This is a genomic window from Nostoc foliaceum FACHB-393, assembly GCF_014698505.1.
Classification (GTDB): domain Bacteria; phylum Cyanobacteriota; class Cyanobacteriia; order Cyanobacteriales; family Nostocaceae; genus Nostoc; species Nostoc foliaceum_A.
Map to the genome: position 1 here is coordinate 142,187 of NZ_JACJTD010000013.1, position 17,095 is coordinate 159,281.

10 protein-coding genes and 1 pseudogene are annotated in these 17,095 nt (G+C 41.6%); 8 read left to right on the forward strand and 3 right to left on the reverse strand.

Going from position 1 to position 17,095, the window contains the following annotated elements; translation table 11 throughout:
* Positions 1-69 precede the first annotated feature (69 nt).
* Entirely contained in the window at positions 70-1,404 is a 1,335-nt protein-coding gene (locus H6G92_RS13540) for an ABC transporter substrate-binding protein (RefSeq protein ID WP_190894192.1), read from the reverse strand.
* 315 nt (positions 1,405-1,719) lie between these two features.
* On the opposite strand from H6G92_RS13540, the pseudogene H6G92_RS41320 reads away from it, so the two are divergent.
* Together H6G92_RS41320 and H6G92_RS13545 are read left to right on the forward strand one after the other, a co-directional pair.
* Positions 1,720-1,836: pseudogene (locus H6G92_RS41320) on the forward strand (ISAs1-like element ISPto5 family transposase); the annotation flags it as partial.
* 463 nt (positions 1,837-2,299) lie between these two features.
* Positions 2,300-3,502, forward strand: a complete 1,203-nt coding sequence (locus tag H6G92_RS13545) for an AAA family ATPase (protein WP_190894193.1) — start codon at positions 2,300-2,302, stop codon at positions 3,500-3,502.
* 242 nt (positions 3,503-3,744) lie between these two features.
* Here the strand turns inward: H6G92_RS13545 and H6G92_RS13550 are convergent, their stop codons facing one another.
* Together H6G92_RS13550 and H6G92_RS13555 are read right to left on the reverse strand one after the other, a co-directional pair.
* Entirely contained in the window at positions 3,745-4,653 is a 909-nt protein-coding gene (locus H6G92_RS13550; RefSeq protein WP_190894194.1) for a response regulator transcription factor, read from the reverse strand.
* A gap of 138 nt (positions 4,654-4,791) precedes the next feature.
* Positions 4,792-6,771 carry a scytonemin biosynthesis sensor histidine kinase gene (locus H6G92_RS13555; RefSeq protein ID WP_190894215.1) on the reverse strand — a complete coding sequence of 660 codons (1,980 nt, stop codon included), beginning with the start codon at positions 6,769-6,771 and terminating at the stop codon, positions 4,792-4,794.
* A gap of 1,889 nt (positions 6,772-8,660) precedes the next feature.
* On the opposite strand from H6G92_RS13555, the gene scyA reads away from it, so the two are divergent.
* From scyA to scyF, 6 genes are all read left to right on the forward strand, one after another.
* Complete coding sequence (scyA, locus tag H6G92_RS13560) at positions 8,661-10,547, forward strand: scytonemin biosynthesis protein ScyA (protein ID WP_190894195.1); 1,887 nt, start codon at positions 8,661-8,663, stop codon at positions 10,545-10,547.
* A gap of 311 nt (positions 10,548-10,858) precedes the next feature.
* Positions 10,859-11,920 carry a tryptophan dehydrogenase ScyB gene (gene scyB, locus H6G92_RS13565; RefSeq protein WP_190894196.1) on the forward strand — a complete coding sequence of 354 codons (1,062 nt, stop codon included), beginning with the start codon at positions 10,859-10,861 and terminating at the stop codon, positions 11,918-11,920.
* A 25-nt stretch (positions 11,921-11,945) separates the two neighbouring features.
* On the forward strand, positions 11,946-12,917 hold the full coding sequence (gene scyC / locus H6G92_RS13570) for a scytonemin biosynthesis cyclase/decarboxylase ScyC (protein WP_190894197.1): 972 nt from the start codon (positions 11,946-11,948) through the stop codon (positions 12,915-12,917).
* A 77-nt stretch (positions 12,918-12,994) separates the two neighbouring features.
* Positions 12,995-14,302: a ScyD/ScyE family protein gene (locus H6G92_RS13575; RefSeq protein WP_190894198.1), complete on the forward strand. Its 1,308-nt coding sequence runs from the start codon at positions 12,995-12,997 to the stop codon at positions 14,300-14,302.
* Positions 14,287-15,684: a ScyD/ScyE family protein gene (locus H6G92_RS13580; protein ID WP_190894199.1), complete on the forward strand. Its 1,398-nt coding sequence runs from the start codon at positions 14,287-14,289 to the stop codon at positions 15,682-15,684. The genes H6G92_RS13575 and H6G92_RS13580 overlap by 16 nt, the downstream gene beginning before the upstream one ends.
* A gap of 181 nt (positions 15,685-15,865) precedes the next feature.
* Positions 15,866-17,062, forward strand: coding sequence for a scytonemin biosynthesis PEP-CTERM protein ScyF (gene scyF, locus H6G92_RS13585; protein ID WP_190894200.1), 1,197 nt, complete (start codon positions 15,866-15,868; stop codon positions 17,060-17,062).
* The last annotated feature ends 33 nt before the right edge of the window (positions 17,063-17,095 follow it).

The window sequence follows — 17,095 nt, forward strand, 5'->3', positions numbered from 1 at the left end:
CATTGGGCATTGGCAAAGAGGAGGCAGAAAGCACAAGTTGTTTAATTTTTAATTTTTAATTTTTAATTTTTAATTTTTAATTTTTAATTGCTTTCCCCCTGCTCCCAGCAGTCGGCGCGTTTCAGCAGCAGCAGCTTGCATTGCGCGTTCAGAATTCATCCGACCGGATAGGGCGGCGCTGAGATAACGCTGTAAAATATCTGAGGTCTGGGCATATTGCGCGATCGGCGGACGTAAAACTGCATTGTCCACGACCTCCAATAACTGCGGATAGTGTGGGTATTTAGCAACAATCTCTGGATCTGTAAACAAATCCCGGCGACTTGGCACATAGCCTGCGGTCAAAATGAATCGGCGCTGTGCTTCTCGACTGGTAAAATATTGAATTGCTTTCCAAGCCTCTTTGGGATGTCTAGAGGTTTTAGAAATCCCTAAACCCCAGCCCCCTAGACAAGCTGCTCCTGTCTGTCCAGGAGCGTGAACCATCGGTTTAATCGCAATTTTGCCCCGGATTGGCGAATTTTCTGCCTGGGCTAAAGGCCACGCATAAGGCCAACTGCGTAAAAACGCTACTTGACCACTTTGGAATAAGCGCCGGGTATCTTCTTCCTGGTAAGTCGTGACTCCAGGAGGAGAAACGCCTTCTTTAACGGTACTACGCAAAAACTCAATGGCTCGTAATGTTTCTGGTCGATCTAGTCCAACTTCGAGGGTGTCGGCATTAACCCAGAAGCCACCAAAGCCATCGAGGACTTCTGCAAACATCGCCACAAGTCCTTCATATTGGCGACCCTGCCAAACATAGCCCCAATTCACCTCGTCTTTCTTCTGCAAGACTTGGGAAATTCGGATCAAATCATCAAAGGTTTCTGGCGGTTTCAATCCTGCTTGTTTGATTAAATCTTCCCGGTAGTAGAGCATTCCTACGTCGGAACGCACTGGAATGCGGTACAGCTTGTCTTGGTAACGTCCCCCTTCTACATCCTGGGATGAAAATGCTGCCAACTCCTCTTTAGAAATGCGATCGCCTAAAGGTAGCAACCATCCAGCAGCAGCAAACTTGGATGTCCAGATCACATCCATATTGATCAGGTCATAAGGGGATTCACCCAAGATAAAAGATGAGGTATATAGGTCTTCGAGCAAATTTGTGGCATTCGGCCCTTCAACTAGGTTAATGCGAATACCTGGGTTCTCAGCCTCAAAGTCTCTAATTAAACCCTGCCTCCAAGGTTGGGCATCAGGGGCAGTCATTAACAGATTGAGGATAACTGGTTGCTGCGAGAGTGCTACCCAACTGAACAATATAATGCTCAAAAGAGTTGCTAGGAAAACCCCTATATGTAAATAACTTCGTTTTTGGATGAATTTTTGCAACTTGTTTATTGGCTTTCGGTACAACATTACCACTAGCGATCGCTAGTAGTAATTATTAGGAAATAAAAACAGAAAATATTTGAAAAAAGATTATTTTATATTACTTTTTTATCAAAATGCTATGAATAATAAGCAAGCAAGTCAATAAACTTAACATCAAGCTGGCTTAAAAATAAGCAATTTGATTGTAAACAAGAGTAACATTTTGCTAACAAACCGTAAATAGACAGTAGCCATTCCAGGAAGAACTGTTTAATTAGACAGTTAAAGATTACTGCTATAAATATAAATTATTTTCTTTTTCGCAACCTTCTAAAGATAGAGTTAGCTAGAAGAAGGGAGAGCAATACAAATAGATTGGTGTTGGCACAGGTGAAAGTGAATGATAAATCGGATGAAATAACGGCGATTCCAGAACTTTTAAAGGTATTAGGCTTCTCTAAAAATATTGTAATAATTTATACTATAAACTAGTAGTTACACGATGACAATATTAATCTTCATCTAGAGATAGATAAATGGTGCAGGTACATCAAAAACTAAAAGTAAACTCCCAGCGAGCAATTGCTTTACCAAAAAAGTTGACGCAAATAGTGCTTTTGTAGTACAGTATATTACACAAAGATGAGTTAGATTAAAAAGGTTTCCTTACTAGTACAGTAAGTTGAGCTACTCCAAACCTTAAAAGCGGACGGGATAACACGTGCATACTGATGATGGTTAACAGTCATCAGTCAACAGTCAACAGTTAACGGCGGCTGGGCGGCTATCCCGGACACCCCAAAAAGCAAGTGGGCTTCCCGCCGCCTTGGTGAAAATCAAATTACCATTTGTACGCAATTAGTTGATATTACGAGAAAATTTTTTAAAAATCTCATAATTAACACAAAATAAGTCGATTAACGCTGCATAACTAACAAATATGGATTTTGACTATTTTAGAAGCAATGAAGGCACTCCTACAAATAATACCCGCCAAAGCTTGCTTTCTAGCGGTTGGCGACCGTTTAATCGAGAATTAGACTGGGGGTTTTTGTGGCAACTGTTGTATAGTGACTCCCGCGAATTAACTCAAAAAAGTTTGAATTTAGCGAGTAATGTTGCTGATATTTTGGGACGAAATAATTATGCTTGGTGGGCTAATTTATTAAATATTGTATCTGATAATACCCGCTACGAAGTTGAAAAATTTTGGAATTACATCACGCCAGATCCTCAATCACCAGATCATCGGTACAAAGATATTTTGAGTACGGAAACGCCCATTGTTCAATTTGTCAGTCGTAGTAGCATTCCCATTGATTATGTTCTTAATCGACTGCAAGAAATTACTGTACTGCGAGTTTTAGGTGTGTTGGGTAATCCTGACATTATTACTCAGTATTACTCAGAAAGAGATTTCTATTTTCCTATAGATAAATTTGTTAGCTGGGAACGCTTAGACGTTATCAATACTGTTTATGCTTACTGGGCAAAGTATGACGTTTGGTTGCAAATTGATCCCTACGATCGCGGGCGACGACAATATACTTTAATGGCGAAAAATCTCGCGCCCCTAATTAACAAAGCAACTTACGACTTAGCAGTTATGCTGAGTGGATATCAAAGTCGTGTAGGCAAAGTTCATAGTCAATTTTCTATTCGGACATTTCCCGCAGACATCCAAAACTTTACTGATTCTGTACAACAAGCGATTCTGAATCAAAACCAGTTAGCGGTTGTTGTACATGGGCAACCAGGTACAGGTAAAACAGTGTGGACACAGGCAGTAGCAAAAGAAATTCTTGTACCTTTAGGGTATGTAATTTTCATTTTAGATCATGATGCGATCGCTAACTTTGTCCCACCGACTTACATAGAGCGTATTTGTATCGTTATTAACGAAGCTGATAATCTCGCGCAAAATCGTGCTTCCGAGGTAGCGCAGTACAATAACAAAACCGAACACATTCTCAGTTTACTGGATGGTACTTTGTATCAGAGTGTAATTGATGAGTCTGGTATTCAGATGCAGCAACGGTTAGTTGTCTTGATGACTTGCAACACTACTGAAAGATTAGATCCGGCCATGTTACGTAAGGGCAGGGTGGATTTGATATATGAGTTTACGCAACTATTTGTATGAAGGAGGCAGGAGGAATACTACTTTTCTTGTTAAACTACACTACTCCCATTCGGCGGAAGCCTACTACCCATCTCATATCATGTCCGGTAAAAGACTTATCATTAAGACCGCATTTCTCGCTGGGGGCAGGGAGCAGGGGGAAAGAGAGTTTTAAGATTTTTGCATAGATGCCCTGAATAATAACTAATTAAGCGGACATAATATCAGTCGTAGTTTACATGAAAATTGCTGTAAATCTACTTTCACCAGAGTTTTACCTGTTTTTGCGATCCAAGCTGATGCTCTTTGCGCCAAGCTTGGGGAGGTAAACCATGATGTTGACGAAATTGGCGGGAGAAGTGAGAAACATCTTGATAGCCCAATGCTTTCGCTATCTTCTCAACTGTCTGATTATTATTTTGGAGTAAAAAACGAGCGCCCTCCATCCGGCGTTTGACAATCCAGCAGTTTACAGTCTCTCCTGTCTGCCTTGCTACTCGGTTAGTTAAGTAAGCAGGTGAGTAACCAACAGCAAGAGCCACATCACACAAAGTAATTCCTTGATGATAATGGGCTTCGATAAAGTCGAAAACTTCTTTTAATTGGGGAATGCAGGGAAAGATTGACTTAGAAGGAATGTTGGCTTCTCTATCAGGGGCTTCTGTACCAGAGGTTTTTTCAATAGCAACGGCAACACCTCCAGCGATCGCGGTAGTATTAGTAGTATTATCTGCAAATACTGATTTTGGAGCTTTATCGAATTTCATAGTGCACCAGTATTGGAGAATAGCTTGCTTTTGCAAGCGAGTAGCGATCGCTCTGAGCAATTCGTCTAGTGTAGAGGGTTTGGTAAGATAGTCATCTGCTCCTAATTCCATAGCTTTGCGAACATCTGCTTTGGTACTACTGCCAGTCAGAAAAATGAAGGGAATAATTGCTGTCAGGGGATCTTGGCGTAACGTAGTTAAAACGCTATAACCATCCATATCTGGCATCGTGATATCGCAAATTACTAAGTCGGGTATACGCTCTTGTGCTTGTTGGATACCAGCAAGACCATTGTTAGCACCTATCGTAGCAAAACCTTTAGCCTCAAGACCCTTTAAGTAAAGATTGCGGGTAACGTTATCATCTTCAATGACGAGAATTTTCTTTGACGATTCGTGCATCATTTTGTCTTACCATAACTTTTTGTAGAAGCTGCTTACTAGACTCTTTGGTGAGTCTGTAAATAGTCAGGAGATTCATTACTTCGTTCCGAGAGTTATGATTGTTGAGCTATTAATTAATAACTATCTTCATATCAACATTCATAACTCGGAACTACTAAACTCTGATTTGATTAATGGCAACATCACAGTAAACGTAGTGCCCACATCAACTTGGCTTTCTACAGAGACTTGACCGTGATGTAAATCTACAAGGGTTTTAAGAATTGATAGTCCTAGTCCAGTACCAGGGATACTATCAATATTATTACCACGGTAAAATGGCTCAAATATTCGTTGTTGATCTAGTACCGAAATACCGATCCCCCTATCTTTGACTTGAAAAACTACTTTCTCATTTTTGCAAAAAAGTTTTAAATCAATTGCAATGTGGGAGGGAGAATACTTTATTGCATTATCGAGCAAATTCTTCAAAATCGGCTCCAACAGTTTTTTATCTATACAGGCTATTAAGGAGTTATCTTCACTTACAAAATTAATCGATATTTGCCTAACGCTCATCTGCATTTGTGCAATTAAATCTTTACAGAACTCAACTAACTCAAATGGTTTTGGCTCACAGTTTATTTTTGCTGCTTCTGCCTTAGAGAAGAACAAAATATCATCTAGCATTTGACTGAGTTGTTCAGTAGCTTTTTCAATGTGATCCAGTAGTGGTTGGATTTTCTTCTGTGTACGTTTGTCTACTTCTTCCTTTAGTAAACTATTAGAAAATGAAACAATATTCAGCGGAGTACGGAATTGATGGCAAACCATAGAAAGAAAACGTGCTCTAAGTTCGCTAAGTTGTTTTGCTTGTTCTAAAGCTTGGTTAAGACCTAATTCTGCATATTTGTAATCGGTAATATCAATGCCTGCAATCATTTCTACTGGTTTTCCACCAAAATCCATTACTCCATCCAGCATTACAACAGCGCAAGCTAGCCAGCGCTCCGTGCCGTTTTTTGTCAGAATATTCATTTCTTGGTATTCAAACTTAGCTGCTTCACTCTGCTTACGTATCTGTCTGCGTTTTTTGCTCTTAATCAGTCGGCGAAGATCAAAGCCAGTTAGCAGTTCCTCTTTTGTGTAGCCAGTCAGTTGCTCTACTGCTGGATTTATGTAGCAAAGCCGCGTGCCTTGAATCAGAAAAGTGCTGGCATCTGTCGTTTCTGCTAAAGTCCGAAATCTAGCTGCGTTCAGCCGTAATGCTTCTTCAGTCTGTTTAGATTCAGTAATGTCCCAAATACTCCAGACTCTACCAATAATTGTGCCTTCCAACAAGTGAGGCTTAGAGTAGTGTGCAAAAACTCTCCCATCTTTCAACTCCAGAATGTCGTAGCTCTCGAAATCAGATTGGCTAGACACTTCCCAAATCAGCCGACTAAAGGCTTGTGGGTCTTTAAGTTGGTTCTCAAAAAAGGCTTTGCATCGAGGGCATTTCTTAGATAAGATTAGGGACTCTGGGATCTGCCACATATCCATAAACTTCTGATTCAAGCTCAGAATATCTCCCTCAAAGTTAACTGCAACAATACCAATGGCAGTGGATTCGAGAGTAGAACGAAGTAAAGAAAGAGATTTTTCTAGTTCTACTTCTTTTGCCTTGAGTTGAGAAAATTCCTGTTGTAAATTATCTTTGGCATCCCTTAATTCATCAGTCCACTTTTGCACGCTCAATTCTACTATTTGATCACTTATTTCACGAGCAAAGGCACAGCCAAATTCCATATCTTGTTGTTTTACATAGCTAATGGATATTTCTACCAGAAATATCCTGCCTCCTTTTGTCCGGTAGCGAGATTTAAAAGTAAGGGAATCTTGTGAGCTAATATCTGACCAATTGTGTAGAGAAAAATCTACGTCTATATCATGCAGCCTCATGGAAAGTAATTCCTCACGGGAATACTCAGTCATTCGGCAAGTGGCATCGTTGACGTAGAGAAACTGCGCGTTTGATCCTAAGCAGAAGGCAGCATCTACAGCGTGATTTATGAGGAAGTGAGCAAATTTCATCTCTACTTCAGGTTGTAGCGCCCATTGATTGTTTGATGTAGCTAATGTATAATCGCCAGAATTCATATTCATAATTCCTCCTGGTAATCAATCATCACCATAGCCATTAATGAGTTAATAGTCATAACTTACTAAAATCTTTGGCGCACTGTTTGGCTGTTTGAAAAATAAAATTAGTTAGTAAATTAAAAAATATTACTAATCAAGTTAACAAAAATTATCATACCAATAAAGAGCAAATTATTAAACCAGATTTTCCTAAAAAAACTAAATATTTAAAATTTATTTATTATTGACTTAAGCAGCTTTTTATAGCTACACGAAATTTAGACTAATCAAATCCAAATTAGTCAATCAATCTTATTAGATAAGAGTTCAAAACTCTTAACTATAAGTAGAAAAGATATTTTACATTTAAACTAGCTCTGCACCAGAGCAAAGTAATAGTTCACCAACCTAAAATTGCCAAGCTTCTACTGGGAAAGGTTAAAGGAGAAAAAATTTTCTCCTTTAGCCTTTTTCTAAGCAAGGGCTTTGGCGAACTACTGGTGTAGAGTCGTTTGATTCTCAACATAAATTAATTTTCAGTGCTGGGCTTGACTTAAATGAATAAATTTTACTCATCAATTTATTTTCTTAATTTATCTTAACCTACTCTCTCAGGGATTTAACTATAGATGAATATGCTTAGTCATCCGTCCTAAGAAATACATTTTTATTATAAGTACCACGGTTGATTTAAGTACAAAACTATGAAGCTTTGACCCATCTAGAACATTGATTCAGAAAATATACGTAAATATAATTAAATTATGCGTCAAAAACAATAAATTTTGTTAAACAATTACGTACTTAGTCTTTCGTCATCTCTCAAAGGAAAGATAAAATTTTGAACTAACTATGTCTTTATCGTTACAAATAATTGACTCAATCAGTTTTTGGTGGCAATATAAAGACCGCCAAAGAGTTGTAGTTTGTCTGTAGTTTAGCTGATGCTTTAATTTAGATAATTTGTGACGGCGAGTTTAAGAGTCAAGAATCAATAATCAAGCTTTTTTTTAGACTGTTGACTCCTTCAGGGTAACGCTAAATCACTCGTCCTACTTACTCACTAAAGATGATCCCATCTCATTAATATAGGGAGCTTTTGGAGTTCCCTCCCCGTTGTAGCAAGTGGCGTGGGTTTGGCGGTCTAGGTTTCAGGTTTTCAATGCGTAAGTCCTACTCTTAAAGCTTGCTACGCAAAGCATATCAAAGAGAAAACAGCCACCCGCTCATGGAAAGCCACTTGCAAGAAAAGCAAAAGAATTGACAATCAGATCAAAAGATTTTCTATTGTAAATTTGGCGATTTGTCTTACCAGCGATCGCAGCATACCAATCTTTCAGAATGACTAAATTAGAAATATCGCAATCACGATACAAGCGAAAGAATTGACACCTTCATCAAAATATTTTTCATTGCAGATACCTTTTTATCATAGTAATCATCACAAGTTAAGAACCTCTCCAGGTAGCTCAATAAGTAAATCAGCATTATTAAAGTTAACTAAATTAAGTTTTGTAAAGTTTATGAGAAGTCCTTGTATTAAGCTTTAGTTACTCATTTGTATACTTTTAGATGATTTAGTTTTCCCTACCAACCTACTTAAGCACTGTAATCATCACAGTAAAAGCGAAAAATTTGACACCCCCATCAAAGGATTTTTGATTGCACAACCATCTTCATCTCCTTTATTCTGGTCACAAGAAGCACAGTCTTGATTGCTGTATGCTTTTGGTAAAAATTTTTGGTAGTGCGCTCACAAGCATCAATCAGCAGCGATTAACCGTTTCTACAATCGACCAGGCTAGGTCATAGCTGTAAAAGCAACAGAGTCGCCCGTATAAAATATTGCGATTGCTGTGATTGTAAACTGAAAGCTTTTGTATAACTTTATGTAATTACGTGAAACAATGAGTCAAAACTATACTGGTTCAAACTCTCCTCTAATCACCACTGAGCCATACAGGGAATTTCCAGCAAACAGATATGTAGAATCTGTGTCTGACGTTTCGCGTCAGCTTGATGAATCGGAGAATAACGGGGGAATTCAGCCTTTTTTAAATGACGAAACACCCCCAACGCTCTCAGTTGCCGATGCGATCGCTCAAATGTTGGTAAATTTGGGAGTAAACTACGCTTTTGGTGTCGCAGGTGGCGCAATGGCCAGCCTTTGGGGTGCGCTATCCAATAGCAGCATCGAGGTATTGAACTTCCGCCATGAAGCCGGAGCAGCATTTGCAGCAACCGAAGCTTACTTTGCCAATAGTCGTCCTGCTGTCGTTTTTACCACAGCAGGGCCGGGGATCACTAACGCTCTCACCGGATTATTTGCGGCTCGTGGTGAAGGTGCAAAAGTGATTTTGCTGTCGGCTTGCACCTCAGCACCGCAGCGTGGACGTTGGGCAATTCAAGAAACCAGCACTTACACATTGCCCAGTGGGGGAATTTTTACCCCAGGAGCGTTATTCAACTATGCAATCACCATTGAATCTGCGGCTCAACTACCGCAGATTTTCCGCAAATTGGCTTTGGCTATGGCGCAACCAGGCGGATTTGTTGCCCATTTGAGTATTCCCACCGCAGTGCAGACAAGTTTAGTTGAGAATATATCCTTGCCTCAACTAGATGTTACTCCGTTTCCGATGACTGCTTCAAAAGAAGCGATCGCAAAATCTGTAGAGTTATTATCATCTGGCCCCTTTGCTATCTGGGTTGGTTTCGGTGCGCGTGACGCAGCAGAGGAAATCCTTGAACTCGCTGAAAAAACCGGAGCAGCCGTCATGTGTTCACCTCGTGGTAAAGGTATCTTCCCTGAAGATCATCCCCAGTTTGTCGGTGTTACAGGTTTAGGTGGTCATGCTTCCGTCTTAACTTATATGGAACAGCAACCTCCACTACGCACACTCGTATTAGGAACCCGCCTTGGTGAACCGACTTCCTTCTGGAGTTCGGCGCTAGTTCCAAAAGGAGGTTTTGTCCATGTAGATATTGACCCGGAAGTGCCAGGTGTAGCCTATCAACACGTTGAAACTTTCGGAGTTCGGTCTGACATCAAAGCTTTTGTGGAAGAGTTGTTGCAGCAATTACCAGATGCACCTGATTCCACAACTTTGCCGCTACCTCGTCCAGAACACAAAGCGATTGAACCTGCTTCAGACGTAGATTATCCAGTGCGGCCAGAAGTATTGATGGCAGCAATTCAAAAGATAATTGTTGAAGATACCGATGCGGTAATAATGGCAGAGTGCGGTAACTCGTTTACTTGGTCAACTCATCTACTCCAATTTTCCGAAGCCAATCGTTACCGAGTCAGCACCGGAGTCGGCGCAATGGGTCACGCCGTCACAGGAGTATTGGGTGCAGCGCTAGCAAGCAATAGCAAGGCTGTAGGGATTGTCGGCGATGGAGCAATGCTGATGAATAACGAAATCAGCACAGCCGTGAAATATAAAATTCCCGCCATCTGGATTGTACTCAACGATGCGCGTTACAACATGTGCCATCAAGGGATGAAAATCTTGGGATTAAAGGGCGCAGATGCAACACTTCCACCCACAAACTTCGCCATGATTGCTCGTGGTATGGGAGCAGAAGCGATCGTAGTCGTCAGAGAATCAGATATCGAAGCAGCATTAGAACAAGCGATCGCATCAAATGTTCCCTTTCTCATTGATGTAGTGATTGACGCTGATCGACCAGCACCCTCTGGTGGACGGAATAAAAGTTTGGCTGCACAAGGAGTTAAATCAAGTCCGGCTCAAAATTCAGCCAAGCAAGTTTCATTTCCAATGGTTTGATTTTAAAAGCTGGCAATCTCATTCAATTGTTATAGACACTAAGACACTCCAAGAAAGCGGAATTTGCAACGCAGTTTGGATTAGTCAATTCAGTAAAAGATCAAGGATGATTTAGAAGCGATAAAAACTTTATTCCAGTTAAAAACTACACCCAAAAAACTGGAATTTCAAACTTTTTACTTTTGAAGCCTAAGTCTTTTCTTAACTCCATCTAATCTTAATATTCGAGAGTAGTTTTGTGTCTATAACTTTACAGTTTGTAATGTTAATTACTTTCTCTAACCAATCCCAAACAATATCGAGAGGTCAAGATGCTGCTATTTGAAACTGTTAGAGAAATGGGTCACGAACAAGTTCTCTTTTGTCATGGGAAAAATCCCGAAATTAAGGCAATTATTGCTATCCATGACACGACATTGGGCCCAGCGATGGGAGCTACAAGAATCTTGCCTTATGTCAACGAAGAAGCTGCTTTAAAAGATGCGCTTCGTTTGAGTCGAGGGATGACCTATAAAGCTGCCTGTGCAAACATTCCGGCTGGTGGCGGAAAGGCAGTCATTATTGCTAATCCTGAAAATAAAACAGATGATCTGTTGAGAGCTTATGGACGTTTTGTTGATAGCCTGAATGGACGTTTTATTACCGGACAAGATGTTAATATTACTCCTGACGATGTACGCACAATCAGTCAAGAAACTAAACATGTTGTTGGGGTATCAGAAAAATCTGGTGGGCCTGCTCCCATAACATCATTAGGAGTTTTTCTCGGAATTAAAGCTGCTGTAGAGTCTCGTTGGCAGAGCAAAAGACTTGATGGCATGAAAGTTGCAGTTCAAGGCTTAGGAAATGTAGGTAAAAACCTCTGCCGTCACTTACACGAGCATGATGTCAAGCTTTTTGTTAGCGATGTAGATCCAGCCAAAACGGAAGAAGCAAAACGGCTTTTTGGCGCAACTGTTGTAGAGCCAACCGAAATTTACGCTCTTGATGTAGATATATTTTCTCCTTGTGCTTTAGGAGGAATTCTTAATAGTCATACAATTCCTTTTCTACAAGCTTCTATTATTGCTGGTGCAGCTAATAATCAATTGGAGAATGAGCAACTCCATAGCCAAATGCTTACAAAAAAAGGAATTCTTTACAGCCCTGATTATGTAATTAATGCCGGAGGGCTAATCAATGTTTACAACGAAATGATTGGCTATGACGAAGAAAAAGCTTTCAAGCAAGTGCATAACATTTATGACACCCTACTAGCAATTTTTGATATTGCTAAACAGCAGGAAGTTACTACCAACGATGCTGCCAAACGATTAGCAGAAGACCGGATTCAGAATGGGAAACGAAGCAAGACCAAAGCGATCGCAGCTTAATTGTTATTAACTTAAGGAGTAAAAAGTGGAAAAAAATACCTTTGCAACATCAGCTTACATTGCTACTTCACCAGAGAGCGCCTTTAACTACCTTTGTAGTTTAAAGAACTTAGACGAATGGACGCTTTATAGCCGGATGAAAGAGCAAATTGACGAAGATACCTGGCTCGGAACTGCATCCGGTTATCACAAAAATCTCTATTATCACGTTAAAAAACTAGAAAACCCGCTTTTCTACGGCATTGAGTGGCACTGCGGTTTAGAGTATCAGAAATATTTTCAGGTTTACCCTGTTTTGCTGTTTCCTACCGACTACATTGAGCCGGGGACAGATGAAAAAGGTGTGTACTTTCACTGGTTGAGCTTTGTCGATCCGAAACGGCAGACTCAGATGATTATGCAGGGAATTCATACAGTCCACACTTCCGAATGTCGTTCTCTCAAAGGTAACTTGGAACGGAAGGCTGGTCTTACCGCAGCAGCAAAAGGACGGCACTTTATCGATACTGACACCATTTATGTTGATGCCCCTATTGAAATCGGCATTGAATACTTAAAGGATTTACAAAACATAGATGAGTGGGCACATTTACTGCGACCAAATGGTGATATTACTTCTGAATCAGGTGAATTCAAAGATGAATATGACCAGAAAGTAAAAGTTTCTGTGCGAGTTCATAGTCTAAGTAAATACTACTTGCTTGAACAAGAACACTTTTATCCAGACTACGAATATTATCAGCGTTCTGTAGCGTTACTTATCCCAACCGCTTACGCTTTTGCTGATCCCGAAGCTTCTGGTTTTATCTTGCATAGAATCACATTCTGGAAAACAGATGGAACTGTCACCCACGGCAAACTTCAGATTGAAGACTTTGGGGCTGAGAGCATGAACATCAAACGTTTGCTCGAAGCCAAAGCTGGCAATCTCAAATCATTTGATCGGGGAATGAGCTATTTGCCAAAAAATCAAGAACCACTAGTCACTAGTCATTAGTCATTAGTCATTGGTCATTGATTATTAGTCAACTAACAAAGGACAATAGGCAATGGACAAATGACAAAGGACATACCATGAAACTCAAACAACTTACTATTACTTGCCTCACCTTTTGTGTTACTGCTTTTTCTGGAATGAAAGCTGCCTCAGCTGCTTCATTTTCGGTAATCGCTGATGGTCTATATAATGCCGGTGGTCTGAGCTTTGGCCCTGATGGTAATCTCTATGTTACAGAGGCGGGAATAGGGGGAAGTGGAGCTTGTGTTCCACCAGCAAGTGGTCAAGGCGATGCTTTATGCTATGGCAAAAGTGGCGCAGTTACCAAAATTGAGAATGGTAAGACCGAGCGGATACTTACAGGACTTCCTTCCTTAGCATTACCAAATGGTACTGGAGCCGGTGGCCCTCGTGATATTCAATTTGATGCTAAAGGTAAACCTTATGTTCTGATTGGGTATGGGGCTAATCCAGTCTTTCGCGATCGCAATTTAGGTTACACTGACCTCGGTAAAATCATCGCTCCAGACTTTAATACCAATTCCTGGACGAGTGTTGCTGATATAGCTAACTATGAACTCGCCAACAATCCCGATGGTGGTGATGTCAGTAGCAATCCCTTGGGTTTTGTAATAGATGGCAATAATTTAGTTGCGGTTGATGCAGGTGCAAACACATTACTAAGTGTTAATACTGAAAACAATGATGTGCAGGCGATAGTTGCGTTTCCCCAAGACATATTGACTAATCCAGTCTTTCCACCTTCAGGCACTCCACCCACTGAACCGTCACAGGTGCCATCTCAAGGTGAACCACCTCAATCGCAGTTTGCAGCTCAAGCAGTCCCCTCAAGTGTGGCAAAAGGGCTTGATGGTGCTTATTATGTCAGCCAATTTACAGGTTTTCCCTTCCCTGAAGGTGGGGCAAAAATCTATCGAGTTGGCGCTGATGGCTTACCAACAGTCTTCGCCGATGGTTTTACTCAACTCACAGACTTGGAATTTGATACTGAGGGCAATTTGTATGCTTTGCAGTACGCAAATCAGTCAGCCTGGAAGGGTAATTTTGATGGTTCTGTAATCAAAATAGCTACCGATGGGACACGCACAACTCTTCTGAGTGGCAATGGATTAGAGTCGCCTAGCGCCCTCACAATTGGTTCTGACGGTGCAGTATACGTCACAAACCGAGGCGATCGCCCAGGACAAGGACAAGTTCTCAGAATTGAGAATACCAAATCCGTCCCTGAACCCGATTCTGCTTTAGGCGTATTTGCGATCGGCGTTTTAGGCATTGCTTGGTTGCACAAGAAGAGAGCGTTGACCCCTTCCTTGATAAAAGTTTCCACAAACAAATTATTTAATTTTCAATGTCTAAAGGTATGAAACTCAAGTCATTTGTTCTTACATCTGTAACATTTTGTTTTGCTGCTATTTGTGGAACACCATCTGTACAAGCTGCAACACTAACGACAATTGTCGATGGAATTAGTAATGCACGGGGTGTTAGCTTTGGCCCTGACGGAACACTTTACGTAGCAGAGCCAGGTATCGGAGGTAACGGAAATTGCCAACCATCTCCGAGTACGCTGTTTCAGCCTATCTGTGCTGGTAATAGTGGTTCCCTGGTCAAAGTTACACCAGGTGGTGAGCCACAGCGCATCCTCACTAACTTTCAATCTATAGCAGAACAACCTAGTGGCAACCAAGGCGCTGGTATTCAAGACGTACAATTCGACTCTCAGGGGAATGCTTATCTTCTAACTGGGTTTGCTGGTTATCCAGGAAATCGTGATCTAGAATCACTTAACCTTGGTGCTAATTTCCCTATCCCAGAGCAGCAACTTGTTACTTTCCCGCCATCCACACCAGATAAAGTACTAAATACCCCGCTTTTAGCACAACTTTTCAAAGTTGACTTGGATACTGGGAAACTGGACAGCATTTTCGACTTCGGCAAGTATGAAATTACTAATAACCCAGACGGTGGGGATGTAGTTACCAATCCCTTTGATTTGACCGTTAGTGGTGATACTGCTTATGTGGTTGATGGGGGTGGAAACACCGCCTACAAAATCAAACTTGACGGAAGTGAGTCTGAGGCAATTGCAATTCCCAAGAAAGTCCTTAGTGCCTCAACATTACCACCCCTTCCACCAGGACAAGAACTACCTCCAGGGTTAGTAGAGGTACTTCCAGGAGGAAACATCGCAATTCAATCAGTACCGACAGGTGGCACAATTGGCCCCGATGGAGCCTTGTACGTTGCTGAATATTCAGGTTTTCCATATCCAGAAGGTGAATCGCGGATCTTCCGCATCGGCGAAGATGGCAACCCAGAGGTTTTTCTGGATGGGTTTACACAAATCACTGACTTAACCTTTGATGAACAAGGAAATTTACTAGTCTTGCAGTTCGGCGACGAGTCTCAATTACAGGGTGACTTGCGGTTCCTTCCCGGTTCTTTGATCCAAGTTGCTCCAGATTTGACTCGCACAACGCTGGTTGCTGCCGGTGAAGGGCTGGAATCGTCTGCTGGAATCGATATTGGCCCTGACGGAAATATATACATCACCAAGCGCGGTGTTGGCCCAGAACTTGGGTCGGTTGTTCGGGTAGATGGTGTCGTTAGAGAAAGAGTCCCCGAACCTACTTCAATATTTGGCTTATTAGCACTTGGTAGTGTAGGTGCAACTGCTGCGATCGGCAAGCGCAAACGTCAAGAAAAGTTGGGTGAAGAGTTGCTAGCCAAAGCAGAGACAGTCTAATTCCTCCTCATTACCTGGCTCAGTCAGTCAGGTCATGGTTACAGAATAGGCTGCTGCCTCACACAGAAAGTTGCATTTCAAACAAGAGGCAGCAGCCCGAATTTTAGGGTTCCCAAACTGGGACTGGGAACGAAATTAGTCTAGGAAAGAGTATAACTCATACAACCAGGACTTCAAACTCATGGGATTAGTCAAAAATTTGTCACTTGCTATTCTCGGTACCGGATTCACCGTGTTGGCAACAGCGGCCCAAGCCAAGGCTGTAACATTAACTTACGACAGAAGTATTGGTAGCCCCGGCTTCGGCCCTGGAGAACTGTTTGTACCCCAAGGGATAGCAGTGGATAGCCAAGGGAATACCCTCATAGCTAACGGACGCGGTGTTAACCCGGATGGTACTCCTAACTACAACCTCGGTAACAAAATTGAAAAATTTAGTCCAACCGGTCAGTATATTGGAGCAATTGGCTCCGGCGGCACAGGACCTGGGCAGTTTGACGAGCCAACAACTGTAGACTTTAATCCCGTAACAGGGGATCTGTATTCAGGTGATGTTTACAACAACCGCATCAATCAATTCGATCCTCAGGGTAACTTTATTAGATCCTTTGCAAACGGAGATTTTACCCCTCGCGTAAATGATAGGATTTTCTTTGGACCATCTGGTCTAACATTTGACAAAACTGGCAACGTTTACGTAGGTGATTTTAACGGCGAAAGAATCCTTAAATTCACACCAGACGGACAGCCAATTGGTGTCATTGGTGGCAGTGTGGGCACTGCACCTGGGCAATTCCAAGGTGTCGCAGGTGTAAGAATTTCCCCAGTTAGTGGAAATATCTTTGTAGCTGACCAGTATAACAACCGCGTTCAAGTACTCGATCCAAATGGTAATCCTCTGTTGGCATTTGGTTCAGCAGGTAGCGGACCTGGACAGCTTCTTCAGCCAATTGGCATCGAAGTGGACGACCAAGAGAATATTTATGTAGCTGATTCTATCAATAGCCGCGTACAGGTATTCGATAAAAACGGTAACTTCTTGACTTCCTTCGGTCAACCAGCCCTCGATGCATCAGGTAACCTTGTACCGCCTCCAGCATTAACTGGTCCTCCTTTTGGCGACCCCCTCGACCTCACTCCCGGCAGATTTAACTGGACGGGTGGTACAACCCTCAAAGATGACAAGCTGTATGTGGGCGATTTCTTCCAAGGTCGTGTCCAAGTGCTAAACATAGAGGGCAGAAAGCAAGTGCCGGAACCTAATTCAGCATTAGGTTTAGCATTGCTTGGACTTGGGGCTGCTACTATCACATTGCGAAAACGTGGGCAACAACAGTCGGTCTTCGGTTTACAGAAGGAACTGCAAAATAATTCCTAATTCGTAATTAAAAAGTTTCTTAGGGTGCGTTAT